This window comes from Streptomyces sp. NPDC001532 (assembly GCF_040298625.1).
Taxonomy (GTDB): domain Bacteria; phylum Actinomycetota; class Actinomycetes; order Streptomycetales; family Streptomycetaceae; genus Streptomyces.
Genome location: NZ_JBEPAL010000003.1, coordinates 177,459 through 203,170, shown reverse-complemented (window position 1 = coordinate 203,170; position 25,712 = coordinate 177,459). Strand labels below are relative to the sequence as shown.

At 70.3% G+C, this 25,712-nt stretch carries 25 protein-coding genes and 1 pseudogene; 13 read left to right on the top strand and 13 right to left on the bottom strand.

What is annotated here, in order from left to right; translation table 11 throughout:
* Positions 1-19: 19 nt before the first annotated feature.
* The gene (locus ABT232_RS05355; protein WP_351836143.1) at positions 20-922 is read right to left on the bottom strand and encodes an SGNH/GDSL hydrolase family protein; all 903 of its coding nucleotides are present in this window, start codon (positions 920-922) and stop codon (positions 20-22) included.
* Positions 923-1,186: 264 nt separating this feature from the next.
* On the opposite strand from ABT232_RS05355, the gene ABT232_RS05350 reads away from it, so the two are divergent.
* Positions 1,187-1,681, top strand: coding sequence for a DUF3145 domain-containing protein (locus ABT232_RS05350; protein ID WP_351836141.1), 495 nt, complete (start codon positions 1,187-1,189; stop codon positions 1,679-1,681).
* Positions 1,682-1,805: 124 nt separating this feature from the next.
* On the opposite strand, the gene fabF is transcribed toward ABT232_RS05350, so the two are convergent.
* The 5 genes from fabF to fasR form a co-directional block, all read right to left on the bottom strand.
* Entirely contained in the window at positions 1,806-3,077 is a 1,272-nt protein-coding gene (gene fabF / locus ABT232_RS05345; protein ID WP_351836138.1) for a beta-ketoacyl-ACP synthase II, read from the bottom strand.
* A 73-nt stretch (positions 3,078-3,150) separates the two neighbouring features.
* Positions 3,151-3,399, bottom strand: a complete 249-nt coding sequence (locus tag ABT232_RS05340) for an acyl carrier protein (protein WP_043500565.1) — start codon at positions 3,397-3,399, stop codon at positions 3,151-3,153.
* A 78-nt stretch (positions 3,400-3,477) separates the two neighbouring features.
* The gene (locus ABT232_RS05335) at positions 3,478-4,479 is read right to left on the bottom strand and encodes a ketoacyl-ACP synthase III (RefSeq protein WP_351836135.1); all 1,002 of its coding nucleotides are present in this window, start codon (positions 4,477-4,479) and stop codon (positions 3,478-3,480) included.
* Between the two features lie 22 nt (positions 4,480-4,501).
* The gene (locus ABT232_RS05330) at positions 4,502-5,413 is read right to left on the bottom strand and encodes an ACP S-malonyltransferase (RefSeq protein ID WP_351836132.1); all 912 of its coding nucleotides are present in this window, start codon (positions 5,411-5,413) and stop codon (positions 4,502-4,504) included.
* 89 nt (positions 5,414-5,502) lie between these two features.
* Complete coding sequence (gene fasR, locus ABT232_RS05325; protein WP_351836130.1) at positions 5,503-6,708, bottom strand: fatty acid biosynthesis transcriptional regulator FasR; 1,206 nt, start codon at positions 6,706-6,708, stop codon at positions 5,503-5,505.
* Positions 6,709-6,770: 62 nt separating this feature from the next.
* On the opposite strand from fasR, the gene ABT232_RS05320 reads away from it, so the two are divergent.
* Positions 6,771-7,424: a pirin family protein gene (locus ABT232_RS05320; protein ID WP_351836314.1), complete on the top strand. Its 654-nt coding sequence runs from the start codon at positions 6,771-6,773 to the stop codon at positions 7,422-7,424.
* Between the two features lie 13 nt (positions 7,425-7,437).
* Here the strand turns inward: ABT232_RS05320 and ABT232_RS05315 are convergent, their stop codons facing one another.
* Positions 7,438-8,259: a serine hydrolase domain-containing protein gene (locus tag ABT232_RS05315; protein WP_351836127.1), complete on the bottom strand. Its 822-nt coding sequence runs from the start codon at positions 8,257-8,259 to the stop codon at positions 7,438-7,440.
* A gap of 140 nt (positions 8,260-8,399) precedes the next feature.
* Between ABT232_RS05315 and ABT232_RS05310 the strand changes: the two genes are divergently transcribed.
* Both ABT232_RS05310 and ABT232_RS05305 read left to right on the top strand, forming a co-directional pair.
* The gene (locus ABT232_RS05310; RefSeq protein WP_351836124.1) at positions 8,400-8,861 is read left to right on the top strand and encodes a MerR family transcriptional regulator; all 462 of its coding nucleotides are present in this window, start codon (positions 8,400-8,402) and stop codon (positions 8,859-8,861) included.
* Positions 8,858-9,871: an aldo/keto reductase gene (locus tag ABT232_RS05305; RefSeq protein ID WP_351836122.1), complete on the top strand. Its 1,014-nt coding sequence runs from the start codon at positions 8,858-8,860 to the stop codon at positions 9,869-9,871. Before ABT232_RS05310 ends, ABT232_RS05305 begins: the two co-directional genes overlap by 4 nt.
* An 86-nt stretch (positions 9,872-9,957) precedes the next feature.
* On the opposite strand, the gene ABT232_RS05300 is transcribed toward ABT232_RS05305, so the two are convergent.
* The 3 genes from ABT232_RS05300 to ABT232_RS05290 form a co-directional block, all read right to left on the bottom strand.
* A complete protein-coding gene (locus ABT232_RS05300; RefSeq protein ID WP_351836312.1) occupies positions 9,958-10,818 on the bottom strand; it encodes a DUF4429 domain-containing protein in 861 nt (286 codons plus the stop codon).
* Positions 10,819-10,875: 57 nt separating this feature from the next.
* Positions 10,876-12,093 (bottom strand): alpha/beta hydrolase, encoded by a 1,218-nt coding sequence (locus ABT232_RS05295; protein WP_351836120.1) that lies wholly within the window; start codon positions 12,091-12,093, stop codon positions 10,876-10,878.
* A gap of 80 nt (positions 12,094-12,173) precedes the next feature.
* On the bottom strand, positions 12,174-12,821 hold the full coding sequence (locus tag ABT232_RS05290; protein WP_351836118.1) for a TetR family transcriptional regulator: 648 nt from the start codon (positions 12,819-12,821) through the stop codon (positions 12,174-12,176).
* Positions 12,822-12,934: 113 nt separating this feature from the next.
* Here ABT232_RS05290 and ABT232_RS05285 point away from each other — a divergent pair, with 113 nt between their 5' ends.
* Both ABT232_RS05285 and ABT232_RS05280 read left to right on the top strand, forming a co-directional pair.
* Complete coding sequence (locus ABT232_RS05285; RefSeq protein ID WP_351836115.1) at positions 12,935-14,554, top strand: MFS transporter; 1,620 nt, start codon at positions 12,935-12,937, stop codon at positions 14,552-14,554.
* A 259-nt stretch (positions 14,555-14,813) separates the two neighbouring features.
* Complete coding sequence (locus ABT232_RS05280; RefSeq protein ID WP_351836309.1) at positions 14,814-15,125, top strand: small hydrophobic protein; 312 nt, start codon at positions 14,814-14,816, stop codon at positions 15,123-15,125.
* Here ABT232_RS05280 and ABT232_RS05275 read toward each other — a convergent pair.
* Positions 15,126-15,860 (bottom strand): annotated as a pseudogene (locus tag ABT232_RS05275) (potassium channel family protein); the annotation flags it as partial.
* Between the two features lie 73 nt (positions 15,861-15,933).
* The gene (gene aceE / locus ABT232_RS05270) at positions 15,934-18,681 is read right to left on the bottom strand and encodes a pyruvate dehydrogenase (acetyl-transferring), homodimeric type (protein ID WP_351836112.1); all 2,748 of its coding nucleotides are present in this window, start codon (positions 18,679-18,681) and stop codon (positions 15,934-15,936) included.
* Between the two features lie 394 nt (positions 18,682-19,075).
* Here aceE and ABT232_RS05265 point away from each other — a divergent pair, with 394 nt between their 5' ends.
* From ABT232_RS05265 to ABT232_RS05240, 6 genes are all read left to right on the top strand, one after another.
* Entirely contained in the window at positions 19,076-19,513 is a 438-nt protein-coding gene (locus tag ABT232_RS05265; protein WP_351836109.1) for a DUF3052 domain-containing protein, read from the top strand.
* Between the two features lie 120 nt (positions 19,514-19,633).
* The gene (locus tag ABT232_RS05260; RefSeq protein WP_351836106.1) at positions 19,634-20,092 is read left to right on the top strand and encodes a peroxiredoxin; all 459 of its coding nucleotides are present in this window, start codon (positions 19,634-19,636) and stop codon (positions 20,090-20,092) included.
* Positions 20,093-20,205: 113 nt separating this feature from the next.
* A complete protein-coding gene (locus ABT232_RS05255) occupies positions 20,206-20,781 on the top strand; it encodes a calcium homeostasis/redox stress adaptation protein (protein WP_351836104.1) in 576 nt (191 codons plus the stop codon).
* Positions 20,782-20,890: 109 nt separating this feature from the next.
* The gene (locus ABT232_RS05250; protein WP_351836102.1) at positions 20,891-21,466 is read left to right on the top strand and encodes a TerD family protein; all 576 of its coding nucleotides are present in this window, start codon (positions 20,891-20,893) and stop codon (positions 21,464-21,466) included.
* Between the two features lie 53 nt (positions 21,467-21,519).
* On the top strand, positions 21,520-22,659 hold the full coding sequence (locus ABT232_RS05245) for a DUF475 domain-containing protein (RefSeq protein WP_351836100.1): 1,140 nt from the start codon (positions 21,520-21,522) through the stop codon (positions 22,657-22,659).
* Between the two features lie 105 nt (positions 22,660-22,764).
* Entirely contained in the window at positions 22,765-23,502 is a 738-nt protein-coding gene (locus ABT232_RS05240) for a TerD family protein (RefSeq protein ID WP_351836097.1), read from the top strand.
* Between the two features lie 40 nt (positions 23,503-23,542).
* Here ABT232_RS05240 and ABT232_RS05235 read toward each other — a convergent pair whose 3' ends face one another.
* Positions 23,543-24,325, bottom strand: coding sequence for a TerD family protein (locus tag ABT232_RS05235; protein ID WP_351836094.1), 783 nt, complete (start codon positions 24,323-24,325; stop codon positions 23,543-23,545).
* 199 nt (positions 24,326-24,524) lie between these two features.
* On the opposite strand from ABT232_RS05235, the gene ABT232_RS05230 reads away from it, so the two are divergent.
* Positions 24,525-25,694 (top strand): HpcH/HpaI aldolase/citrate lyase family protein, encoded by a 1,170-nt coding sequence (locus ABT232_RS05230; protein ID WP_351836092.1) that lies wholly within the window; start codon positions 24,525-24,527, stop codon positions 25,692-25,694.
* The last annotated feature ends 18 nt before the right edge of the window (positions 25,695-25,712 follow it).

Below are 25,712 nucleotides of genomic sequence, written 5' to 3'. Positions count from 1 at the left end.
GGAACACTAGGTCACCCGCTCAGGACGGCGCCTGCCGGGCCGTCACCGCCCGGTACGCGATCTCCGCGAGCCGCGCCTGGCCGTTCTTGCTCGGGTGGAACCAGTCCCAGGGGCTCAACTGCGCGGTGACGAACCGGTACTCGTACACCGCCTCCCCGTCGAAGCGGCAGTACCGGTCCTGCGCGCACTCCTCGCGCAGCACCTCGTTGTACGCCTCCACCCGCTTCTGCACCGTCGAGCGCCGCAGGTTCGCCGCCGCGTCCAGGTCGTCGGCGTCGCGCAGCATCGACGGGCAGATGCCGAGCTTCCACACCTGCTTGCCGAGCGCGTTGGTCCGGCCCTGCGACCACAGCCGCTTCAGATCCGGCACGCTCGCCACGAACACCTGCGCCTTCGGCGCGTCCTGGCGCAGGGTGTCCAGGGCCTCCTGGAAGTCGGCGCGGAAGTCGGCCACCGAGGTCATCGCGTCCGTCGAGGACCGGCAGGCGTCGTTGCTGCCCGCCAGCACCGTGACCAGTTCCGGCTTCCGGCCCGCCGCCCGCGCCATCTGCCGCGGCAGATCGGCCATCCGCGCTCCGCTGACCGCGTAGTTCCAGCTGTGCGAGGCCGCCCGGGACCGCCCCAGCAGCCGTACCGCCAGACTGTCGACCTCCGGGCTGGTGCCGGTCGCCCACGACACCTCCGGACAGTCCGCCAGCACCATGCAGGTGTTGAACCCGGTGGTGATGGAGTCGCCGACGGCGGCGATCGAACGCGGCGTGGAGTCCCAGGCGGGCGGCGGACTCTCCTTCACCATCCCGGCCTCGTTGCCGGGCGGCGCCGAGGAGGCGCCCCCCATGGCGTCGCAGCCGGTGACACCCAGGACGGCGGCCGCGGCCGAGGCGGCGAGCGCGGTCCAAGAGCGGTGGCGTCGGTTCCGCATGCCCTGTTCCTTCCCTTGGCACCCTTGATGTCGCGTCATGTTCCCCACCCCATGAGACCGTCCGAGGGCTCCCCGCGCACCTCATGCGACGGCGCACACCCGCACAGGCGTCCTGCCGGGTGAATGGCGGACCTTTCCCGGCACCGGGACCGACGGTACGTCACACTCCTTGCGCCGCCGCACGGTAGCCTCGCCATCAAGTGGCCTGCCCGGCCACCCCCGCCCGCCCGACCGCACCCTGTCCCGCTCTGCCCGGAGGTCCCGGTGACGACACGTGGAGTTCTGTACGTGCACTCCGCGCCGCGCGCGCTGTGCCCGCATGTCGAGTGGGCCGTCGCCGGGGTGCTCGGCACGCGCGTCAACCTCGACTGGATCCGGCAGCCCGCCGCCCCCGGCACCTGGCGCTCCGAGTTCTCCTGGCAGGGCGAGGCGGGCACCGCGTCCAAGCTGGCGTCGGCGCTGCGCGGCTGGCACCTGCTGCGCTTCGAGGTCACCGCCGAGCCCTGCCCCACCGCTGAGGGCGAGCGCTACAGCTGCACCCCCGACCTCGGCATCTTCCACGCCGTCACCGGCATCCACGGCGACATCCTCATCCCCGAGGACCGGCTGCGCGCGGCCCTGCTGCGCAGCCAGAGCGGTGAGACCGACCTGGAGGCCGAGATCGCCAAGCTCCTCGGCAAGCCCTGGGACGACGAACTGGAACCCTTCAGATACGCGGGCGAGGGCGCCCCGGTCCGCTGGCTCCACCAAGTGGTCTAACGAAACGCCCGAAACATCCGAAAACCCCAGAAACCCCCGAATGCCGCCGGAATGCCGGGAGTGCCCGGAGCGGCGAACGGCCCGCCCCCACCCGGGGGACGGGCCATTCTCACGACCGGTGGGGTCACACCGATCGGAACGCCAGCACCACGTTGTGGCCGCCGAAACCGAACGAGTCGTTCAGCGCGGCGATCCGCCCGTCGACCGGAAGCTTCCGGGCCTCACCGCGCACGATGTCCGCGTGGGCCTCGGCCTCCGGGTCGAGGTTGTCCACGTTGATGGTGGGCGGCGCCACCCGGTGGTACAGCGCGAGGATGGTGGCGACGGACTCGACACCGCCCGCGCCGCCCAGCAGGTGACCGGTCATCGACTTGGTCGCCGACACCGCGAAGTGGTCGGCCTCGTCGCCGAAGACCTTGCGCAGCGCCTTCAGCTCGGCCACGTCACCGGCGGGCGTCGACGTCGCGTGCGCGTTGACGTGCACGATCTCCGCCGGGTCCAGATCGGTCCGGTCCAGCAGGTTGTGCAGCGCGTGGGCGATGCCGCGGCCCTCGGGCTCCGGCTGCACGATGTCGTGGCCGTCGGCGGAGATGCCCTGCCCGACCGCCTCGGCGTACACCCGGGCCCCGCGCTTGGCGGCGTGCTCGGCGGACTCCAGGACGATCACGCCGGCGCCCTCGCCGAGGACGAAGCCGTCACGGGCCGTGTCGTACGGCCGGGACGCGCCCTGCGGGTCGTCGTTGTTCTTGGACATCGCCATCATGTTGCCGAACGCGGCGATGGGCAGCGGGTGGATGGCCGCCTCGGTACCGCCGGCGATCACCACGTCCGCGCGGCCGGTGCGGATCATCTCGATGGCGTAGCCGATGGCCTCGGCGCCGGACGCGCACGCGGAGACCGGCGTGTGCACGCCCGCGCGGGCACCCACGGCCAACCCCACGTTGGCCGACGGGCCGTTCGGCATGAGCATGGGAACGGTGTGCGGGGAGACGCGGCGGACGCCCTTCTCCTTCAGCACGTCGTACTGGTCCAGCAGGGTCGTCACACCGCCGATGCCGGAGGCGATCACGGCACCGAGCCGGTCGGGGTCGACCGAGCCGTCCTCACCGGCCTTGCCGGTGAAGCCCGCGTCGGCCCACGCCTCCTGGGCGGCGACCAGCGCGAACTGCGCCGACCGGTCCAGTCGGCGGGCCTGCGGCCGAGGGATGACCTCGGTGGGCTCCACGGCGACGGGCGCGGCGATGCGGACCGCCTGGTCGGCGGCCCAGTCCTGTTCGAGGGGCTTGACGCCGGAACGTCCGGCGACCAGGCCTTCCCAGGTGGACGCTGCGTCGCCACCCAGCGGTGTGGTTGCGCCGATACCGGTGACGACCACGGTGCGATTGGTCGGGCTCACGGGAATTCTTTCTCCAGATAGGGATTCAGCGGCGCCACCGCCGGGTGGCGGGGCAGGCAACGAGCCTTGAGGATCAGGCCTGGTGCTTAAGGATGTACTCGGTCGCGTCACCGACGGTCTTGAGGTTCTTGACGTCCTCGTCGGGGATCTTGACGTCGAAGCGCTCCTCGGCGGCGACGACGACCTCGACCATGGACAGCGAGTCGACGTCCAGGTCGTCGGTGAAGGACTTGTCCAGCTGGACGTCCTCAACCGGGATGCCGGCGATCTCGTTCACGATGTCGGCGAGACCGGCGACGATCTCTTCCTGAGTGGCGGCCATCTTGGCGCTCCTTCGTTGTTTTCCAGAGGGTGTGGCGGTGGATTCCGCATCGGATCGCGAGGATCCGGCACGGAGTGCCTAGGGGAGGGTAACGACCGTGGCGGCGTACACGAGACCCGCCCCGAATCCGATGACGAGCGCGGTGTCGCCGCTCTTCGCCTCGCCGGTCGCCAGAAGCCGCTCCATGGCGAGCGGGATCGAGGCGGCCGAGGTGTTGCCGGTGGTGCGTACGTCGCGGGCGACCTTGACGGTCTCCGGCAGCTTGAGAGTCTTCACCATCGAGTCGATGATCCGCTCGTTGGCCTGGTGCGGGATGAAGACGTCCAGCTCGGCGGCGGTGATGCCGGCGGCGTCCAGCGCCTGCTGGGCGACCTTGGCCATCTCGAAGACGGCCCAGCGGAACACCGCCTGGCCCTCCTGCGTGATCGCCGGGAAGCGCTCGACCTCACCCGCGCGGTAGTCCGTCCACGGCACGGTCTGCTTGATCGTCTCGGACTTGTCGCCCTCGGACCCCCAGATCGTGGGTCCGATCGCAGGCTCGTTCGAGGGACCGACGACGACCGCGCCGGCGCCGTCACCGAACAGGAAGGCCGTCGCGCGGTCCTCCAGGTCGGTCAGGTCGCTCAGCCGCTCCACGCCGATGACGAGGACGTACTCGGCGCTGCCCTCGACGATCAGGCCCTTGGCGAGCGTCAGGCCGTACCCGAAGCCCGCGCAGCCCGCCGAGATGTCGAAGGCGGCGGCCTTGTTCGTGCCGAGCTTGTCGGCGATCTCGGTCGCGACGGCCGGGGTCTGCTTGAAGTGCGTGACGGTGGAGACGATCACCGCGCCGATCTGCTCGGCGGTGATCCCGGCGTCCGCGATGGCCTTGCCGGACGCCTCGACCGACATCGCGGCGACGGTCTCCTCGTCGTTCGCCCAGTGCCGCGTCTGGATGCCGGACCGCGAACGGATCCACTCGTCCGACGAGTCGATCGTCTCGAGGATCACCTCGTTGGGCACCACGCGGGTCGGGCGGTAACCGCCCACGCCCTGGATGCGGGCGTACGGGGCGCCCTTGCTGGGCTTGATCTTCGACATGCTTCGGTCGGCTCCTTCGGGCTCAGGCCAGCTCTGCGACGAGCTCGCGGGCCGCGTCGAGGTCGTCGGGGGTCTTCAGGGCCAGGGTCTTCACACCGGGCAGCGCGCGCTTGGCGAGACCGGTGAGAGTACCGCCCGGGCAGACCTCCAGCAGGGCGGTGACGCCCAGCTCCTTGAAGGTCTCCATGCACAGGTCCCAGCGGACCGGGTTGGCGACCTGGCCGACCAGCCGGGCGACGACCTCGTCACCGGTGGCGACGGTCCGCCCGTCCTTGTTGGAGACGTAGGCGACCTTCGGGTCGGCCGGCGTGAGGGCCTGCGCGGCCTCGGCCAGCTTGTCGACCGCGGGAGCCATGTGGTGCGTGTGGAAGGCGCCGGCCACCTTCAGCGGAACGATCTTACGGACGCCCTCGGGCTTGTCCTCGTTCAGCGCGGCCAGCTGCTCCAGGGTGCCCGCGGCGACGATCTGGCCGGCACCGTTGACGTTCGCCGGGGTCAGGCCCAGCTTCTCCAGGTGCGCGACGCTCACCTCGGGGTCGCCGCCGAGCAGCGCCGACATACCGGTCTCGGTGATCGCGGCGGCCTCGGCCATCGCCAGACCCCGCTTGCGCACGAGGGTCAGCGCGGCGGTGTCGTCGAGGACACCGGCGAACTGCGCCGCGGTGATCTCGCCGACGCTGTGGCCCGCGACGGCGCCGGGGGACACGTCACCCAGTGCCGCGGCCGACAGGATGCCGGCGGCGACCAGCAGCGGCTGGGCGACGGAGGTGTCGCGGATCTCGTCCGCGTCGGCCTTCGTGCCGTAGTGGGCGAGATCCAGTCCGATGGCGTCCGACCACGCGGCGACACGGTCGGCGGCGCCGGGCAGTTCGAGCCAGGGAGTCAGGAAGCCGGGCGTCTGGGCGCCCTGGCCGGGAGCGACGAGTACGAGCACTCTCACACTCTCTCTTGGGGACGGGCACGGCCGCCCGTGGGGACAAGGACGAAGAACAGGAGGGGGTTTTGTGGGCCCCCGACAAAAGCCTAGGGCTGGAGATCCCCGTCGGCCAGACGCCCCAGGATCAGCGCGATTCGCAGTGTGAACGCGGACCGTACATCAGAAGGCGACCAACCGGTGACGTCAGTCACACGTCGGAGCCGGTAGCGCACGGTGTTCGGGTGAACGAAGAGCATTCGCGCGGCGCCCTCCAGGCTGCTCGCCTGCTCCAGATAGACACTGAGGGTTTCGAGAAGCGCGGACCCGGCCTCCTCCAGCGGTCTGTAGATCTCCTCCACCAACTGCTCGCGGGCGCTCGGGTCTCCGGCCATCGCGCGCTCCGGCAGCAGATCGTCCGCCAGGACCGGCCGCGGGGCGTCCTGCCAGGCGGAACACGCCTTGAGGCCGGCCGCCGCGGCCTGCGCGGACCGGGTCGCGGCCAGCAGGTCCGGCACGATCGGCCCGGCCACCACGGGTCCGGCGGCGTAGGGCCCGATCAGCGACTTGGCGACGGCGAGCGGGTTGTCGCTGCCGCCGGCGATGACGACCAGCCGGTCCCCGAGCACCCCGGTGAGCACCTGGAGCTTGGCGTGCCGCGCCGCCCGCCGGATCGCCTCCACGGTCAGCTCGGAGTCGCCGTCGGGTGCCGTGCCCAGCACCACGCAGACGTGCTCCGGCGCGTTCCAGCCGAGCGCGGCGGCCCGCGAGACGGCCCCCTCGTCGGCCTCCCCGCTCAGCACCGCGTTGACCACCAGCGACTCCAGCCGGGCGTCCCAGGCACCGCGTGCCTCGGCGGCCTGGGCGTACACCTGGGCGGTGGCGAAGGCGATCTCGCGGGCGTAGACCAGCAGCGCCTCGCGCAGCACGTTCTCGTCGCCGGGGGCGGCGACCTCGTCGATCGCCGACTCCATGACCTCGATGGTGGTGCGCACCATCTCCACGGTCTGGCGCAGGGTGATGGCCCGGGTCAGCTCGCGGGGCGCGGTGCCGAAGACGTCGGTGGAGATCGCCTGCGGGGCGTCGGGGTGCCGGAACCACTCGGTGAAGGCGGCGATGCCGGCCTGCGCGACCAGCCCGATCCAGGAACGGTTCTCCGGGGGCATGGCCCGGTACCACGGCAGGGTCTCGTCCATCCGCGCGATGGCCTGCGCGGCAAGGGAACCGGAGGACTTCTCCAGCCGCTTCAGGGTCGCGGAGTGCGTGTGGACGGGGTGCGCTGCGGCGTCGGGCTTGCGGGATTCGGGTTCGGGCACGGGGACAAGACTGCCTTATCGGGACGGGAGCGTGCGCCGCCGGGTCTACGGTGGGGTCCGTGATGGATGTACGGCGCGCCGATGGGCGCTATCCCGGAGGGGAGCCGGAGGCCGGGATCGAGTCCTGGCACGCCTTCTCCTTCGGCCCGCACTACGACCCCGGCAATCTGCGCTTCGGCGCGCTGATCGCCTGCAACGAGGAACGCCTCGCGCCGGGCGCCGGCTTCGGCGAACACCCGCACAGCCACACCGAGATCGTCACCTGGGTCGTCGAGGGCGAGCTGACCCACCGCGACTCGGCGGGCCACGAGACGCTGGTGCGCCCCGGGGACGTGCAGCGCCTCAGCTCGGCGGGCGGGGTGCGGCACGTGGAGCGCAACGACGGCGTGACGCCTGTCACCTTCGTGCAGATGTGGCTGGCCCCACTGTCCCCGGGCGGCGACCCGGCCTACGAGATCGTCCCCGGCATCGCCGACTCCACCCCGTACGCGGTCCCGGAGGCGGGCGCGATGCTGCACGTCCGCCGGCTGTCGGCGGGGGAGCGCACGGCGGTCCCGGACGGGGCGTACGTCTACGTCCACGTGGTGCGCGGCGAGGTACGCCTGGACGGCGAGCGGCTCGGCCCCGGCGACGCGGCCCGGATCACCGGGGCGAAGGACCTGGAGGCCGAGGCCACGGCCGCGGCCGAGCTGCTGCTGTGGGAGATGGCGCGCTAGCGCGCGACAGGCGTCAGCCGCGGGCCTCCGCCAGCACCGCCTCCGTGAAGGGCGGCCACGCCTCGACGGCCCAGGGGCCGAAGGCGCGGTCGGCCAGGGCGACACAGGCGAGACGGGCGTCCGGGTCGATCCACAGGAACGTGCCGGACTGGCCGAAGTGGCCGAAGGTGCGCGGCGAGGACGAAGCCCCGGTCCAGTGCGGCGACTTGCCGTCGCGGATCTCGAAGCCGAGCCCCCAGTCGTTGGGGTTCTGGTGCCCGTACCCGGGCAGCACGCCCTTGGTCCCCGGGTACTGCACGGTCATCGCCTCGGCCACGGTCCGCGGGTCCAGCAGCCGCGGCGCCTGCACCTCGGCGGCGAACCGCAGCAGGTCCTCGACGCTGGAGACGCCGTCCTTCGCGGGCGAGCCCTCCAGCGCGGTCGAGGTCATCCCCAGCGGCTCCAGCACCGCCTGCCGCAGGTACTCGGCGAACGGGATGTCGGTGGCCTTGGCCACGTGGTCGCCCAGCTGCTCGAAACCGGCGTTGGAGTACAGCCGCCGCTCGCCGGGCGGGGCCGTCACCCGGTGCTCGTCGAAGGCCAGCCCGGAGGTGTGGGCGAGCAGATGACGCACCGTCGAGCCGGCCGGTCCGGCCGGCTCGTCCAGCTCGATCGCGCCCTCCTCGTACGCGACGAGGACGGCGTACGCGGCGAGCGGCTTGGTGACCGAGGCCAGCGGGAACCGCTGCCCGGCCGGGCCGTGGGTGCCGAGGACGGTCCCGTCGGCGCGGACGACACCCGCGGCGGCGGAGGGAACCGGCCAGTTCTCGATCAACGCGAGGCTGTTCAGCGACATGGGGCCGAGCCTAAGTGCTCACAGCGGCGGCTCCGTCAACGGGTACTGGGCTCATGTCGCCCACGGTGCTTACATCCGCGCGCCGATTCTTGTCCTTCTCGCTTGCTTGGAGTGCACTCCAAGGTCATAGCGTGGGGGTCATGACGGTGATGGAGACCATTCCCGCGGCCACCGATACCAGCCCCACCAGGACCGACAGCTGCTCCGCCGCGCCCCGCCGGCACCCGCGCCCCGACGGCCAGGACCGCTACACGATCAGCGAGGTCGTCGCCTTCACCGGCCTCACGGCCCACACCCTGCGCTGGTACGAGCGGATCGGCCTGATGTCGCACATAGACCGCTCGCACACCGGCCAGCGCCGCTACACCAACCGCGACCTGGACTGGCTCGACCTGGTCGGCAAGCTCCGGCTGACCGGGATGCCGGTCGCCGACATGGTCCGGTACGCCGAGCTGGTGCGCGAGGGCGACCACACCTACGGGGAACGGCGCGAGCTGCTGGAAGCGACCCGCGAGGACGTCCTGGCCAGGATGGCGGAGCTCCAGGACACGCTCGCCGTGCTCGACCGCAAGATCGACTTCTACGGGGAGAGGACCCGATGACCGACCGCACCGTCCCCACCGCCCGACTGGGCAGCGCCGGCCCCGAGGTGGGAGCGCAGGGCCTCGGCTGCATGGGCATGAGCTTCGCCTACGGCCCCGCCGACGCCGACGAGTCCAGGGCCACCCTGGAACGCGCCCTGGAGCGCGGCGTCACCCTGTACGACACGGCGGACGCCTACGGCGCCGGCGACAACGAACAGTTCCTCGCGCCCTTCTTCCGAGCCCACCGCGACGAGGTGGTCGTCGCCACCAAGTTCGCCCTGTCCATACCGGCCGACGACCCCACCCGGCGGATCATCCGCAACGACCCGCCCTACATCCGGCAGGCGGTCGAGGCGAGCCTGAAGCGCCTGGACCTCGACGTCATCGACCTCTACTACATGCACCGCCGCGACCCGGCCGTGCCGATCGAGGAGACCGTCGGCGTCATGGCCGACCTGGTCCGCGAGGGCAAGGTCAAGCACCTCGGCCTGAGCGAGGTCACGGCGAGCGAGCTGCGCGCCGCGCACGAGGTGCACCCCATCGCCGCCGTCCAGTCCGAGTGGTCCCTGTTCAGCCGCGACATCGAGGCCGCGGTGGTCCCGGCGGCGGCCGAGCTCGGCGTCGCCCTGGTCGCCTACTCACCGCTCGGCCGGGGCTTCCTCACCGGTGCCTTCGCCCGCGCCGAGGACCTCACCGCCGACGACTTCCGCCGCCAGCAGCCCCGCTTCACCGGAGCCAACGCGGCGGCCAACGCGGCGCTGCTCGACCCGGTCCGCCAGGTCGCCGCCCGCCACGAGGCCTCCCTCGGCCAGATCGCCCTGGCCTGGGTCCACCACCAGCAGTCCGTCCACGGCCTCCCGGTGATCCCGATCCCGGGCACCCGCAGGCCGGCGCGGGTGGAGGAGAACACCGCGGCGGCGGCGATCGTGCTCACCGAGGAGGACCTGGCGGTCCTGGAGCCGATCGCGGCCGAGGTCGCGGGTGACCGGTACGCGGACATGACGTTCACGTCCGCCGGACGGGAGTAGAACGCGCTGAAGGGGCGCGGGGAACTGCGCGAGCAGGGACGAACGACCCGCGCCCGAAGAGCGACCGGACCCGGCAGGCGCAGCCGCTAGAGCTCCGCCAGCAGCTCGGCCTTCTTCGAGGAGAACTCCTCGTCGGTCACCAGCCCGGCCTGGTGCAGCTCGCCGAGATGCCGGATCCGCTCGGCGATGTCGGCGGGGTCGCGGTGGCGCACCGCGGCCGCCGGCACCGCCACGGCCCCGCGGGAGCGCACCGCCTCCAGCACCGCCGCCGCGAACGGCAGCGACTCGTGCACGGGCCCGTAGCCCAGCCCGAAGACCACCGCCGCCGGATCCTGATCGGCCTGCGCGGGCTGCTCGCGCGACTCGTCCCGGCGCAGCAGCCGCAGATGCCCCTCGAACAGCTCCGGCGAGCGCCACTCCACGCCGCCCAGCTCGGTGACGGCGAAGCTCTGGTCGCCGGCCTTCCACTTCGCCGAGGACGCCCCGGTCCAGAACCACCGGAACCGCACGGTCGTCCCGTCGAAGGAGGCCTTCGCGTCGTACGCCTTGAAGGAGAGCGGCGCCGCCGGTGCCGGCACCAGGAAGCGCTCGGCGGGTCCGGACTCGGTGAGCTGCGCCCGCAGCTCGTCGCCGTAGTACTCGGCGAGCGTCTCCCGCTCGGCCGGCAGCACCAGCCGGTACGGGTCTCCGTTCTCCTTGAGCTGCCCGTCCGCCGCCTCCAGCAGCGGATCGGCGCCCGGCCGCACCTCAAGGCGCAGCGCGACGGTGCCGCGCCTGCAAGGGCTCAGCGTGACCCCCTGCACCGCCTCCAGCGGCACACGGCGCTCACCGAGCGCCTGGAACAGCTTGGGTGTTCGAATCCCCCGTTCGTAACGGATGAGCACGGAGTCGGACTCGAACTCCCAGGCGGCATGAAATCCGGCCAGTACGTCACCCATGCGGCTCATCGTATGCGGCACGCGCTCTTTCGTCCCCTCCCTGTGCAAACCGCAGTTTCTGCGCCTCTACGCGCGTCCGGCCGTCATCGCGCCGGACAAACCCGCCCGGCACATGCCCCGATCGTCGGCGCAGTCCACCGCTCGGTATGCGCCGACCCCGACCTCGGCGAAGTTCGCCAGGCTGTCCGTGCCGGGCTCGAAGTACCCGCCGTGCCCCTTGGCGTCGCGCGCCGACAGCAGCCGGGCGCCGAACCCGGCGGACATCGGGTCCGCGCCGTGGCCCAGACCGCCGAGCTCCAGATAGGGCACGTCCTGGATCCAGTCGTCGGCGTCCCGCATCGCCCACACCCGGGCCGAGGTGCCGAGGTGCGCGACCTTGGCGGCCCGCATGCCGGGGCTGCCGGCCACCGCTATGTCGCCGACCCGGTCGGGCAGCGCGGAGGCGGCCACCCCGCAGACCACGGAGCCGTAGCTGTGGCAGAACAGGGAGACCGGCGCGTTCCCGGGCAGCGCCCGCACCAGCGCGTTCAGCCGGACGGCGCCGTTCTCGGCGCGCATCGCGGTGGCCGCGTCCATGCCGACACCGCTCGGGGCGGTGTAGTCGGCCCAGGCGATCACGGCGGTGCGGGTGCCGGGGCTCGCGGCGCGTTCGGCGGCGTACAGGGACTTCGCCATGCCGACCGGGGCGGAGTAGCGGCGGGTGGTGCGCTGGAAGGTGAGCAGATCGGTGTCGACGCCGGGGACGACGACGGAGACCCGCTCGGCCTCGGCGAGGTCGCCGAAGACCTCGGCGACCCGGCCGGACCCCTCCGGGTCGAAGGCGAGGATGTGCCGTCCCTCGGCCATCAGCGCCTCGAAGCGGTGCATCCGGCGGTCGGCCTCGCGCTGCCCGGCCGGGGTGAGCCGGCTGTCGTGCACGCGTTTGAGCTCGACCTCCCGGGCCTGGCCGAGCGCCACGCGGTTGGCGCGGTAGCGCAGGTCAACGGGGGCGCCGTTCATGTTGCCGACCGCGAGCGGATAGCGGTGGGCGAGCCGGGCGCGCTGGGCGTCGGTGAGGGAGGCGAAGAAGGCGGCCAGCCGGGCGGGCTCGGAGTCCGGGTCCGGCAGCCGGTGTCCGTCGATCCGGCCCCGCTCCCAGGAGGTGAGGGAGGCCTGCAGCGGTGTGCTCTCGCGCTGGCCCTTCAGGGCGGTCCAGCCGGTGGTCGCCAGCATGACGAACACCACCGCCAGCGCGAGCAGCGCGCGCCAGAGGCCGAGTTGCGGGGAGGTGTCGAAGGAAGTCACTGGGAGGACACACTAGGAGAACGAGAGGGTCTCGCGTGACGGCTGTGACAGGCATCACGTTTGAGCGATGAGCTGTGGATCTAGGGGGCCAGCCAGTCCGACGCCAGCGCGGGTCCCACCTGATCGAGGTACGCCGCCGTCAGCGTCCGCAGCGCCTCCATGCTGAAGTCGTCACCGGTGCTCCACAGCCGCTCGGTGACCCGGATCACCCCGCCGAAGACGGCCACCGCCACCCGTGGCCGCGGATCGGCGTCGACGTCGAGTCCCTCCCGCTCGGCGATCAGCCGCGCGATCTGCTCCTCCGTCTCCGCGGAGCTGCGCAGATAGGCGGCGAGCAGCACCGGCGTCGACTCGATCACCCGGTACATCCGCAGATACAGCTCGATCGGCACGACGGCCTCCACGACCTCGTGCAGGGTGTCCCAGCCGTCCAGCACGGCCCGGCGCATCGCCTCCAGCGGCGGCTCCTGCGCGGGCCGGGAGCGCAGGGCCTCGACGAAGTGCGCCACCGCGAGCTGCTGGGCGGCGAGGGCGGCGTCCTCCTTGCCGGCGAAGTAGCGGAAGAAGGTGCGCTGGGAGACGTCGACGGCCTCGGCGATCTCGTCGACGGTCGTCCGCTCGTACCCCTGGCTGGTGAACAGTTCGAGGGCGGCGCGCACCAGGGCGTCGCGGGTGCGCCGCTTCTTGCGTTCGCGCAGGCCGACAGGTGACGCCGACGCCGTGTCCATGGGATCCCTTCTCTGAACCGCCCGTCCCGTTCGGACGGTCGGTGAGTGACGTGACAGTTACCGACACGTGAAAACGTTTGTCAACTGTCAGTGGCTGTCATTAGCCTCGAGGAATGACTAGTCAGACCACCATCGACAAGACGGGTCCGGGGGACAACGCGTCATCCGCCTCGTCGGGCCCCACGCCGGCCAAGGGACTGCGCGGGCACCCGTGGTTCACCCTCATAACCGTCGCGGTCGGGGTCATGATGGTGGCCCTCGACGGCACCATCGTGGCCATCGCCAACCCGGCGATCCAGAAGGACCTGAACGCGAGCTTCGCGGACGTCCAGTGGATCACCAACGGGTACTTCCTGGCCCTCGCGGTCGCGCTGATCACCGCGGGCAAGCTCGGTGACCGCTTCGGGCACCGGCAGACCTTCCTCATCGGTGTCGTCGGCTTCGCCGCCGCCTCCGGTCTCATCGGCATGTCCAGCAGCATCGCGCTGGTCATCACCTTCCGCGTGCTCCAGGGCCTGTTCGGCGCGCTGCTCATGCCGGCCGCGCTCGGTCTGCTGCGGGCCACCTTCCCGGCCGAGAAGCTGAACATGGCCATCGGCATCTGGGGCATGGTCATCGGTGCCTCCACCGCGGGCGGCCCGATCCTCGGCGGTGTGCTCGTCGAGCACGTCAGCTGGCAGTCGGTGTTCTTCATCAACGTGCCGGTCGGTGTCCTCGCCGTGGTGCTCGGCGTGCTGATCCTGCTCGACCACCGCGCCGAGAACGCCCCGCGCTCGTTCGACATCCTCGGCATCGCGCTGCTGTCCGCCGCGATGTTCTGTCTGGTGTGGGCGCTCATCAAGGCTCCCGAGTGGGGCTGGGGCTCCGGCCAGACCTGGACCTTCATCGGCGCCTCGGTGGTCGGCTTCGCGCTCTTCGCCTTCTGGGAGACCAAGGTCAAGGAGCCGCTGATCCCGCTGGCGCTCTTCCGTTCCGTCCCGCTCTCCGCGGGTGTCGTGCTGATGGTCCTCATGGCCATCGCCTTCATGGGCGGTCTGTTCTTCGTCACGTTCTACCTCCAGAACGTGCACGGCATGAGCCCGATCGACGCCGGCCTCCACCTGCTGCCGCTCACCGGCATGATGATCGTCGGCTCGCCGCTGGCCGGCGCGATGATCACCAAGCTGGGCCCGCGCGTCCCGCTGGCCGGCGGCATGGCCGTCACCGCGCTCGCCATGTACGGCATGTCCACGCTGGAGACGGACACCGGCAGCGCCCTGATGTCCCTCTGGTTCGCCCTGCTCGGCCTCGGTCTCGCACCGGTCATGGTCGGCGCCACCGAGGTGATCGTCGGCAACGCGCCCATGGAGCTGTCCGGTGTGGCCGGCGGTCTCCAGCAGGCCGCGATGCAGATCGGCGGCAGCCTCGGTACCGCCGTCCTGGGCGCCGTGATGGCCTCCAAGGTGGACAGCGACCTCGCCGGCAACTGGGCCGACGCGGGGCTCCCGCCGCTCAGCCCCGACCAGCAGGAGAAGGCCGCCGAGGCCGTCCAGGTCGGTGTGGCGCCGGTGACGCCGGAGACTCCGCAGGAGATCGCCGCGAAGATCACCGACGTCGCCCACGGCACCTTCATCGACGGCATGTCGCTGGCGTCCCTGGTCGCCGCGGGCGTCGCGGTCGTCGCGGTGTTCGTCGCGTTCCTCACCAAGCGCGGCGAGAACGCGGAGGCGGGTGCGGGCGCCGCACACATCTGACGGACCGTCCGCCACCGGCGCGATTTCCCCTATCAGGGTGACAACGCTAAAGATTTCTCCCACCCCGACCGCGCCGCAGGCCAGAGTGAGTCACGTCCTCCGAACGGCATGTTCCCGTGGCAAGTTCGCACGGCGAGGAGGACGACCTGGGCTGCGGCGCGCCGCTGGAGGGGGGTGGCGCGCCGGCAGGCCGGATTGGACCGCACAGCGGGGGTACCCGAGTCATCAGACCGAACGGACCGACCGGTTCAGGGAGTTGATGATGGCGAGCTTCGGAGACGGAACGCGCAAGTACCCCCGCTCACGCGGCCGAATGGGGTCGCGGACCGGGCCGGATCGCGCGACGCTCGGCATCGTCGGAGCCATCTGCGCGGTCGCCGGATTTTTCGTCCTGGGCATCATCCTCGGCCCGGTGGCGATCGTCTGCGGCTGGCTCTCCCTGGGCCGCACCTTCTCCCTCTCCGGCCCCCGCCCGATCCCGGCCCTGGTCGCCGTGGTGCTGGGCGCGATCGACACCCTCCTGGCCCTGCTGTGGCTGGCCGGAGCCACCTCCGGCGCCGGCCTGCTCTGACCCCGCCGGCCGGGGCTCCCGCAGCGCCGCCACCTCCGCCCGCAGCGCCCGCACCTCTTCCGTGAGCGCCGTGATGGCGAGGGTCTGCCGCCGCTCCTCGGCGTCGTCGTCGTCGAACCGCGCGATGAACCACGCGGCGATGTTCGCGGTGACCAGACCGAGCAGCGCGATCCCGGAGAGCATCAGCCCGACCGCGAGCAGCCGTCCCACTCCCGTGGTCGGCGCGTGGTCGCCGTAGCCCACGGTCGTCATGGTCGTGAAGGACCACCACACCGCGTCACCCAGCGTCCGGATGTTCCCGTCGGGCGCCTCGCGCTCGACGGACAGCACCGCCAGCGAGCCGAACATCAGCAGCCCCACCACGGCACCGGCCACATACGTGGTGAGCCGTATCTGGGACGCCATGCGGGCCCGCTGGCCGACGAGCAGCAGCGTGGACACCAGCCGCAGCAGCCGCAGCGGCTGGATCAGCGGCAGCAGCACCGCGCACAGGTCGAGCCAGTTCCGCCGGACGAACGCCGCGCGCCGCTCGGCGAGGGCCAGCCGCACCAGGTAGTCCACCGCGAACGCCGCCCACACCGTCCACTCGACGACCAGGCAGGCGGACGTCACCGACGCGCTCGCCGAGCTGTGCACGATCGGCACCGCGTAGGCGACGGCGAACGCCACCGCCAGCGCCATCAGCGGTTTCTGCGTGCGCGCTTCCCACCGGACCCGCGCGGTCTGTTCCTTCATGCCGGGCATCGTAGGAAACCCGCGGGGGGCGGTGTACCCGCAGGTACACCGCCCCCCGCGGGGAAGCGCCGCTCTACGCGTCGCCGCCCGCGGCTCCCGGGTCGGCCGCCGAGACGTCCAGCAGCTGGTACCGGTCCACCGCCTGCTTCAGCACCGACCGGTCCACCTTGCCCTCCTTCGCCAGCTCGGCGAGCACCGCCACCACGACCGACTGCGCGTCGATGTGGAAGAAGCGCCGCGCCGCGCCACGCGTGTCGGCGAAACCGAAGCCGTCCGCGCCCAGCGACTGATAGGTGCCCGGCACCCACCGCGCGATCTGGTCGGGAACGGCACGCATCCAGTCGGAGACGGCCACGAACGGACCTTCCGCGCCGGCCAGCTTCCGGGTCACGTACGGCACCCGCTGCTCCTCCTCGGGGTGCAGCAGGTTGTGCTCCTCGCACGCCACCGCGTCCCGCCGCAGCTCGTTCCAGGAGGTCGCGGACCAGACGTCGGCCCGTACGTTCCACTCCTCGGCGAGGATGCGCTGCGCCTCGACCGCCCACGGCACGGCGACACCGGAGGCGATGATCTGCGCCGGGATCTGGCCGGCCGTGCCCGCGCTGAAGCGGTGGACGCCCTTGAGGATGCCCTCGACGTCCACGTTCTCCGGCTCGGCGGGGTGCTGGATCGGCTCGTTGTAGACAGTCAGGTAGTAGAAGACGTCCTCGCCGTGCGGGTGCTCCTCGCTGCCGCCGTACATCCGCCGCAGGCCGTCCTTGACGATGTGCGCGATCTCGAACCCGAAGGCGGGGTCGTAGGCCACACAGCCCGGGTTGGTGGAGGCGAGCAGCTGCGAGTGCCCGTCGGCGTGCTGCAGGCCCTCACCGGTCAGCGTCGTCCGCCCGGCGGTCGCACCCAGGACGAATCCGCGCGCCAGCTGGTCGGCCATCTGCCAGAACTGGTCACCGGTGCGCTGGAAACCGAACATCGAGTAGAAGACGTAGACCGGGATCAGCGGTTCGCCGTGCGTGGCGTACGACGAGCCCGCCGCGATCAGCGAGGCCGTGCAGCCGGCCTCGGAGATGCCGTCGTGGAGCATCTGGCCGGTCGGCGACTCCTTGTACGCGAGCAGCAGATCACGGTCCACCGCCTCGTACTGCTGTCCGAGCGGGTTGTAGATCTTCGCACTCGGGAAGAACGAGTCCATGCCGAACGTGCGGTACTCGTCCGGCGCGATCAGCACGAACCGCTTGCCGATCTCCTTGTCGCGCATGAGGTCCTTCAGCAGTCGCACAAACGCCATGGTGGTGGCGATGGACTGCTGACCGGAGCCCTTCTTCACCGTCGCGTACGTCTTGTCGTCCGGCAGCGGCAGCGGCTTGGAGCGCACCACACGCGTCGGGACGTACCCGCCGAGCGACTTGCGCCGGTCGTGCATGTACTGGATCTCCTCCGAGTCCCGGCCCGGGTGGTAGTACGGCGGCATGCCGGACTCCAGCTCCTTGTCGGGGATCGGCAGGTGCAGGCGGTCCCGGAAGCGCTTGAGGTCGTCGACCGTCAGCTTCTTCATCTGGTGGGTGGCGTTGCGGCCCTCGAAGTTCGGGCCCAGCGTCCAGCCCTTGATCGTCTTGGCCAGGATCACCGTCGGCTGGCCCTTGTGCGCCTTGGCCGCCGAGAACGCCGCGTAGATCTTCTTGTGGTCGTGGCCGCCGCGCCCCAGGTGCAGGATCTGGTCGTCGGACATGTGCGCGACCATCGCGCGCAGCCTCTGGTCGTCGCCGAAGAAGTGGTCGCGGATGTACCCGCCCGACTCGGTGGCGTAGGTCTGGAACTGGCCGTCGGGCGTGGTGTTCATCCGGTTGACCAGGATGCCGTCGCGGTCCTGCGCGAGCAGCGGGTCCCAGCTGCGGTCCCAGATCAGCTTGATCACGTTCCAGCCGGCGCCCCGGAAGACCGACTCCAGCTCCTGGATGACCTTGCCGTTGCCGCGCACCGGGCCGTCGAGCCGCTGGAGGTTGCAGTTGACCACGAAGGTCAGGTTGTCCAGGCCCTCGCGGGCGGCGATGGTCAGCTGGCCCAGCGACTCCGGCTCGTCCATCTCGCCGTCGCCGAGGAACGCCCACACCTGCGACTTCGAGGTGTCCGCGATGCCGCGCGCGTGCAGATAGCGGTTCATCCGGGCCTGGTAGATCGCGCCGATCGGGCCGAGGCCCATGGACACGGTCGGGAACTCCCAGAAGTCCGGCATCAGCCGCGGGTGCGGGTACGAGGACAGCCCGTACGGCGCCTTCGACTTCTCCTGGCGGAAGGCGTCCAGGTTCTGCTCGCCGAGCCGGTCGAGCAGATAGGCGCGCGCGTAGATGCCCGGCGAGGCGTGGCCCTGGAAGAAGACCTGGTCGCCGCCGTCGCCCTCGTCCTTGCCGCGGAAGAAGTGGTTGAAGCCGACGTCGTACAGGGAGGCGGAGGAGGCGAAGGTGGCGATGTGGCCGCCGACCCCGATGCCCGGGCGCTGGGCACGCGAGACCATCACGGCGGCGTTCCAGCGGGTGGCGTTGAGGATCCTGCGCTCGATCTCCTCGTTGCCCGGGAAGAACGGCTCGTCCTTGGTGGCGATGGTGTTGACGTAGTCCGTGCTGCGCATCTCCGGCACGGCCACGCGCTTCTCGCGCGCCCGCTCGATCAGCCGGAGCATCAGGTAGCGGGCACGCTCACGGCCCCGCTCGTCGATGGCGGCGTCGAGTGAGTCGAGCCACTCCTGCGTCTCCTCGGGGTCGAAGTCGGGAACCTGACTCGGAAGGCCGCCAATGATGATCGGATTGCGATCGGATCCGGAAGGCACGCTGGTCCTTACCTGTCGGAGGGCTGTTTCGAGGGCTTTTCCTGCTGCTTGCGCCGATCCCCATCGTGTACCTCACGGCGGGAAACGTCACCTCTACTGTGAGGTAACACGAGTACGTTCGAATGTCGTACTCGTGGATGATTCCCAAACGTACAAAGGGGGCAGATAGGTGTGGTGTATGTCACCCCGCCCCTGGGGGTGCGTGCCTGAAGTTGCGGCGACACGGCCCGGATCGTCACCGTTTCGGCGGTCTCAACCGCCGGGTACTTGCGCGATCCGCCCCGCCCGTGTGGACTACGGCCAATGCTTCGCGCACGCGCGTGGCTGAGACTCCCCCCAAGTTCTCGACGAGCTGGGGGGCACCCCCATCCAAAACATGATCAGGAGGCAACCCGTGAGCGCGACCGCGGACCACGCGGAGGAGCGGACGAACCCTGCCGGCAGGCTGGGGTTCCAGCCCGGGCAGGTGGTCCAGGAGATCGGCTACGACGACGACGTCGACCAGGAGCTCCGCGAGGCCATCGAGGAAGCCATCGAGGGCGACCTGATGGACGAGGACTTTGACGACGTGGCCGACGCCGTTGTGCTGTGGTTCCGTGACGACGACGGCGACCTGACGGATGCGCTGGTGGATGCCACCACGTACATCGAGGAAGGCGGCGCGATCCTGCTCCTGACGCCGAAGACCGGCCGTTCGGGGTACGTGGAGCCGAGCGACATCTCGGAAGCCGCGACGACCGCCGGACTGACGGCGTCCAAGAGCGTCAGCGTGGGCAAGGACTGGAGCGGCAGCCGTCTGGCCACGCCGAAGGCGGCCAAGTCCAAGCGGTGACCTTCCGCTGAACAGCCGAACAGGGACGGGCCGGCGTACGTCGGCCCGTCCGTCCGCCTGCGGTGATCGCTGCGTAGGGTGGATCCCATCCGAACGGCCCCCCGAAGGGATGACACGACGATGGCGATCCAGGTCGGCGACAAGGCACCCGATTTCGAGCTGAAGGACAACCACGGCCGCACCGTGAAGCTGTCGGACTTCCGCGGCGAGCAGAACGTGGTGCTGCTCTTCTACCCCTTCGCCTTCACCGGCGTCTGCACCGGCGAGCTGTGCGAGGTGCGCGACAACCTGCCGAGGTTCTCCGACCGCGACACCCAGGTGCTCGCCGTCTCCAACGACTCCATCCACACCCTGCGCGTCTTCGCCGAGCAGGAGGGCCTGGAGTACCCGCTGCTCAGCGACTTCTGGCCGCACGGCGAGGTCAGCCGCGCCTACGGCGTCTTCGACGCGGACAAGGGCTGCGCGGTGCGCGGCACCTTCGTGATCGACAAGGAGGGCCTGGTCCGCTGGACCGTCGTCAACGGCCTCCCCGACGCGCGTGACCTGAACGACTACGTCAAGGCCCTCGACACCCTGTGATTCTTCGGCCCCAGGGCCTGCGGGGCACGGGAACCCGTCACTAGGATCGACTCGTTTGATCCGTTACCAACGCACGACGGGGCGCCCCGCCCCTGGACACCAATGGAGGACTCGTGGGAGTCAGCCTCAGCAAGGGCGGCAACGTTTCGCTGACCAAGGAGGCCCCGGGCCTGACCGCGGTCATCGTCGGTCTGGGGTGGGACGTGCGCACCACGACCGGCACGGACTTCGACCTCGACGCGAGCGCGCTGCTGCTGAACAACGCCGGCAAGGTCGCCAGCGACGCCAACTTCGTGTTCTTCAACAACCTCAAGAGCCCCGACGGCTCGGTGGAGCACACCGGTGACAACATCACCGGCGAGGGCGAGGGCGACGACGAGCAGATCAAGGTCAACCTCGCGGCGGTGCCGGCCGACGTGGAGAAGATCGTCTTCCCGGTGTCGATCTACGACGCCGAGAACCGCCAGCAGTCCTTCGGCCAGGTCCGCAACGCGTTCATCCGCGTCGTGAACCAGGCCGGCGAGGCGGAGATCGCCCGTTACGACCTCAGCGAGGACGCCTCCACCGAGACCGCCATGGTCTTCGGTGAGCTCTACCGGCACGGCGCGGAGTGGAAGTTCCGCGCCATCGGCCAGGGCTACGCCTCGGGCCTGCGCGGCATCGCGCAGGACTTCGGCGTGAACGTCTGAGCCCGAGAGAAGGTCTCTGTCCGGCGTCGCACGGTTTACGTGCGGCGCCGGACGCGCAGGACAGCCACAGAAGCACTGCCCACGCAGCACCTCGGGGAGGGACAGGATCATGGGTGTCACGCTCGCCAAGGGAGGCAACGTCTCCCTGTCCAAGGCCGCGCCGAACCTCACACAGGTGATGATCGGACTCGGCTGGGACGCGCGCTCCACCACCGGAGCCGACTTCGACCTCGACGCCAGTGCCCTGGTGTGCAGCGGCGGCCGGGTCATGGGCGACGAGTGGTTCGTCTTCTACAACCAGCTCAAGAGCCCGGACGGCTCGGTGGAGCACACCGGTGACAACCTCACCGGCGAGGGTGACGGCGACGACGAGTCGATCCTGGTCGATCTCTCCAAGGTCCCCGTCCAGTGCGACAAGATCGTCTTTCCGGTCTCGATCCACATGGCCGACGAGCGCGGCCAGACCTTCGGGCAGGTCAGCAACGCCTTCATCCGGGTCGTCAACCAGGCCGACGGAGTCGAGCTCGCCCGGTACGACCTCAGCGAGGACGCCTCCACGGAGACCGCCATGATTTTTGGCGAGGTCTATCGCTACCAGGGAGAATGGAAGTTCCGGGCGGTGGGCCAGGGGTACGCGTCAGGGCTGCGGGGCATCGCTCTAGACTTCGGAGTCAACGTTTCGTAAAAAAGCCGACTGCGGCGCGGGGGAGACCCGTACATACAGGAGTTGGGTAGCCAGTGGTTCTGAAAACGTTCGGCTGGTCGTTCGCGGTCACCGCGCTCGGCCTCGTCGCGGCGGTCTTCTACGGGGGGTGGACCGCCTTCGGTATCGTGGCGATCCTCTCCGTCCTCGAGATCTCCCTGTCCTTCGACAACGCGGTGGTCAACGCCGGAATCCTGAAGAAGATGAGTGCCTTCTGGCAGAAGATCTTCCTCACGATCGGCATCCTCATCGCCGTCTTCGGCATGCGGCTGGTCTTTCCGGTGGTCATCGTGGCCATCAGCGCCCAGCTGGGGCCGATCGAGGCCGTCGACCTCGCACTCACCGACAAGGACCGCTACCAGGAGCTCGTCACCGACGCCCACCCGGCGATCGCGGCCTTCGGCGGTATGTTCCTGCTGATGATCTTCCTCGACTTCATCTTCGAGGAGCGTGACATCAAGTGGCTCGGCTGGCTGGAGCGCCCCCTGGCCAAGCTGGGCAGGGTCGACATGCTGTCGGTCTGCATCGCCCTGATCGTCCTGCTGATCACCTCGATGACCTTCGCGACCCACGCCCATCTGCACGCCGGGCCCGCGGACAAGGCCGAGACGGTGCTGCTCTCCGGAGTCGCCGGTCTCATCACGTACATGATCGTCGGCGGTCTCTCCGGCTACTTCGAGGACAAGCTCGAGGAAGAGGAGGAGCGCGAGCACGAGGAGGAGGAAGAGGCCGAGCGCACCGGCAAGAAGCGCCCGGCGATCGTCCTCGCCGGCAAGGCCGCGTTCTTCATGTTCCTCTACCTGGAGGTCCTGGACGCGTCTTTCTCCTTCGACGGTGTCATCGGCGCCTTCGCCATCACCAACGACATCGTGCTGATGGCCCTCGGCCTCGGTATCGGCGCGATGTACGTCCGGTCGCTGACCGTGTACCTGGTCCGCCAGGGCACCCTGGACGACTACGTCTACCTGGAGCACGGCGCGCACTACGCGATCGGCGCCCTGGCGGTCATCCTGCTGGTCACCATCCAGTACGAGATCTCCGAGATCATCACCGGCCTCGTCGGCGTCGTGCTGATCGCGGCCTCCTTCTGGTCCTCCGTCCGCCGCAACAAGGCACTGGCGGCGGCCGAGGGCGACGGCAGCTCGGACAAGACCGAGGTGTCGTCCGGGGTGTGACCCCCTCGCGGGTGAGGAACGCTCTGAGCGGGGCGGTCGTCGAGGACTGACGTTCTCGCGGCCGCCCCGCCGTGTTGTGCGACGGGTGAGATTCTGGGGGCGGGAATGGGCTTGCTGGACGGGTTCTGGCGCGGGCGGGCGGCCGAGTTCGACTCGGGCAGCGCCGCCACGAACGCGATCGAACTGACCAAACGGCACGGTCAGGTGTCGCTGACCAAGCAGGGAGCGGCGACCGGGAACCTGCGGATCAACCTGGCCTGGCGGATGCGCAGCTCCGACATCGGCGGACCGCAGCGGGAGAGCCTGCTGCGGCACCCCCTCAAGGCGCTGAGGCCGCCGGAGGTGATGGGGCACAGCCAGAGCATGGTCAACGTCGACCTCGACCTGGGATGCCTCTACGAGCTCCAGGACGGCACGAAGGGTGTCGTGCAGCCACTGGGCGGCTACTTCGGGGACGTGAACGCGCCGCCGTACGTGAAGCTCACCGGCGACGACCGGTTCGGCTCGGGTTCCGGCGAGACCATCTACGTCAACCTCGACCACCGCGAGTCGATCAAGCGGCTGCTGGTCTTCGTCTACATCTACGACCAGACGCCGGCGTTCGACCGCACGCACGCGATCGTGACGCTGTATCCGAGCAACGGGCCCCGGATCGAGATCGGTCTCGACGAACGCCACCCGCAGGCACGCTCCTGCGCGGTGGTGATGATCGAGAACGTCAAGGGCGAGTTGCTGGTGCGTCGCGAGGTGAAGTTCGTCTACGGGTTCCAGGCGGAGCTGGACCGGCTGTACGGGTGGGGCCTGCAATGGGGGCGCGGACACAAGACGAAGGCCGAGCGCTAGGGGGCTCCGCCCGCGCGCCCGGCCTCCGCGTGTCGTCGTCCTACCGCCCGATGAACTGCGGGCCCTGCGGTGGCATCCGGAACTCCTGGGACACCGGCTGCGGGTAGCCGTACGACGGCGGGCTGGTGGGCTGCGGATAGCCGTAGGCCGGGGCGGTGGGCGGCGGCTGCTGCGGGTAGCCGTAGGAGGGCTGCTGGGGGACCGCGGTCGTGGGCTGCTCCGGCGGGAGCGGCTGGGAGACCTCGGCGGTCTGGGCCGCGGAGGACTCCTCCGCCGCCTCCGACTCGTCCACCGAGATGCCGAAGTCCGTGGCGAGGCCCTCGAGGCCGTTGGAGTAGCCCTCGCCCAGGGCGCGGAACTTCCAGCCCTCGCCGCGGCGGTACAGCTCGCCGCAGATCAGGGCGGTCTCCTCGCCGGTCTCGGGCTTGACGTCGAAGTACGCCAGCGGTTCCGCGTCCGGTGTGGCGGCGTCGTACAGCAGGATGCGCAGGTCTCGTACGCGGTCGAAGGTGACGCCGTCCGCCGAAGCGACGAGCAGAATCTGTCCGACGCTGGACTCGACACCGGCCAGATCCGTCTGGATCGTATCGGTCAGGCCCTCGGCGACCCTTTTCTTGCCGAGCCGCCAGACCTTGCCGGAAGGGTGCCGGGGCTGGTTGTAGAAGACGAAGTCCTCGTCGGAGCGCACACGTCCGTCGGGGCCGAGGAGCAGCGCCGAGGCGTCGACATCCGGGACCCCCTGCCCGGGCGTCCAGCGCAGCACGGCGCGCACCGTCGTGGCTTCGAGCGGGACGTTCGACCCCTTCAGCATCGCGTGCGTCATGCGGTCATCCTGCCTTCTCCGTCCTGGTCACGACAACGCGGGGGTGGGGTGTCGCGGAGCGCTTCGCGGGGGACCCCGTTACCTGAAATTCATTCCCGTCGGGAACCCCTGACATGGAGTTCTACGTACTATTACCGGCCACCTACCAGCACATTTCCTGGTCACACCACCAGCCAATCCGTCACCGCGGGGGAGCTATATGCGTCATTTCGGGCACCTCGCCCCTGAGGTGCGGCAGCGCCTCTTCCACCAGGAGCCGTGCGAGTTCACCGCCGACTCCCCGGCCCGGCTGCTCTCCGCGGCCCTGGGCGCCACGCTGTACAGTCCGGCCACCCGGCCGCGGCTCGCCGACGACATCCTGAAGCAGACCGGACGCGGCGTGGTCTCGATGGTGCTGTGCCTGGAGGACTCGATCGGCGACGACGACGTCGCCGCGGGCGAGCAGAACCTGGTCCGGCAGTTCACGGAGCTGGCCGGCCGCACGGGCGGCGCCGAACTGCCGCTGCTGTTCATCCGCGTCCGCGCCCCGCAGCAGATCCCCGACCTGGTCCGCCGCCTCGGCCCCGCCGTGCGGCTGCTGTCCGGATTCGTGCTGCCGAAGTTCACCGAGGAACGCGGGATCCCCTTCCTGGAGGCCCTGACCGTCGCCGAGACGGCGAGCGGACGGCGGCTGTTCGCCATGCCGGTGCTGGAGTCGCCGGAGCTGCTCTACCGCGAGTCGCGGGTGGAGACCCTGGAGGGGATCTCCCGGGCCGTCGACAAGTACCGCGAGCGGGTGCTCGCGCTCCGGCTCGGGGTCACCGACTTCTGCTCCTCGTACGGCCTGCGCAGGGCCCCCGACATGACCGCCTACGACGTGCAGATCGTCGCCTCCGTGATCAGCGACGTGGTGAACATGCTGGCCCGCGCCGACGGCACCGGGTTCACGGTGACCGGGCCGGTCTGGGAGTACTTCCGGGTCCAGGAGCGCATGTTCAAGCCGCAGCTGCGCCGCAGCCCGTTCCTGGAGGGGCAGGCGGAGGAACTGCGCGAGAGACTGATCGAGCACGCCATGGACGGGCTGCTGCGGGAGATCTCGCTGGACCAGGCCAACGGCCTGCTCGGCAAGACCTGCATCCATCCCTCCCATGTGCTGCCCGTGCACGCCCTGTCGGTCGTCAGTCACGAGGAGTTCAGCGACGCGCAGGACATCCTGCGGCCCGAGCGCTGCGGCGGAGGGGTGCTCAGGTCGGCGTACACGAACAAGATGAACGAGGTGAAGCCGCACCGCGCCTGGGCCGAGCGGACCCTGCTGCGCGCCGAGGTCTTCGGTGTGGCACGCGAGGACGTCGGCTTCGTGGACCTGCTCGCGGCCGGCATCCCGACCTGAACCGGCCTCTACTCAAGG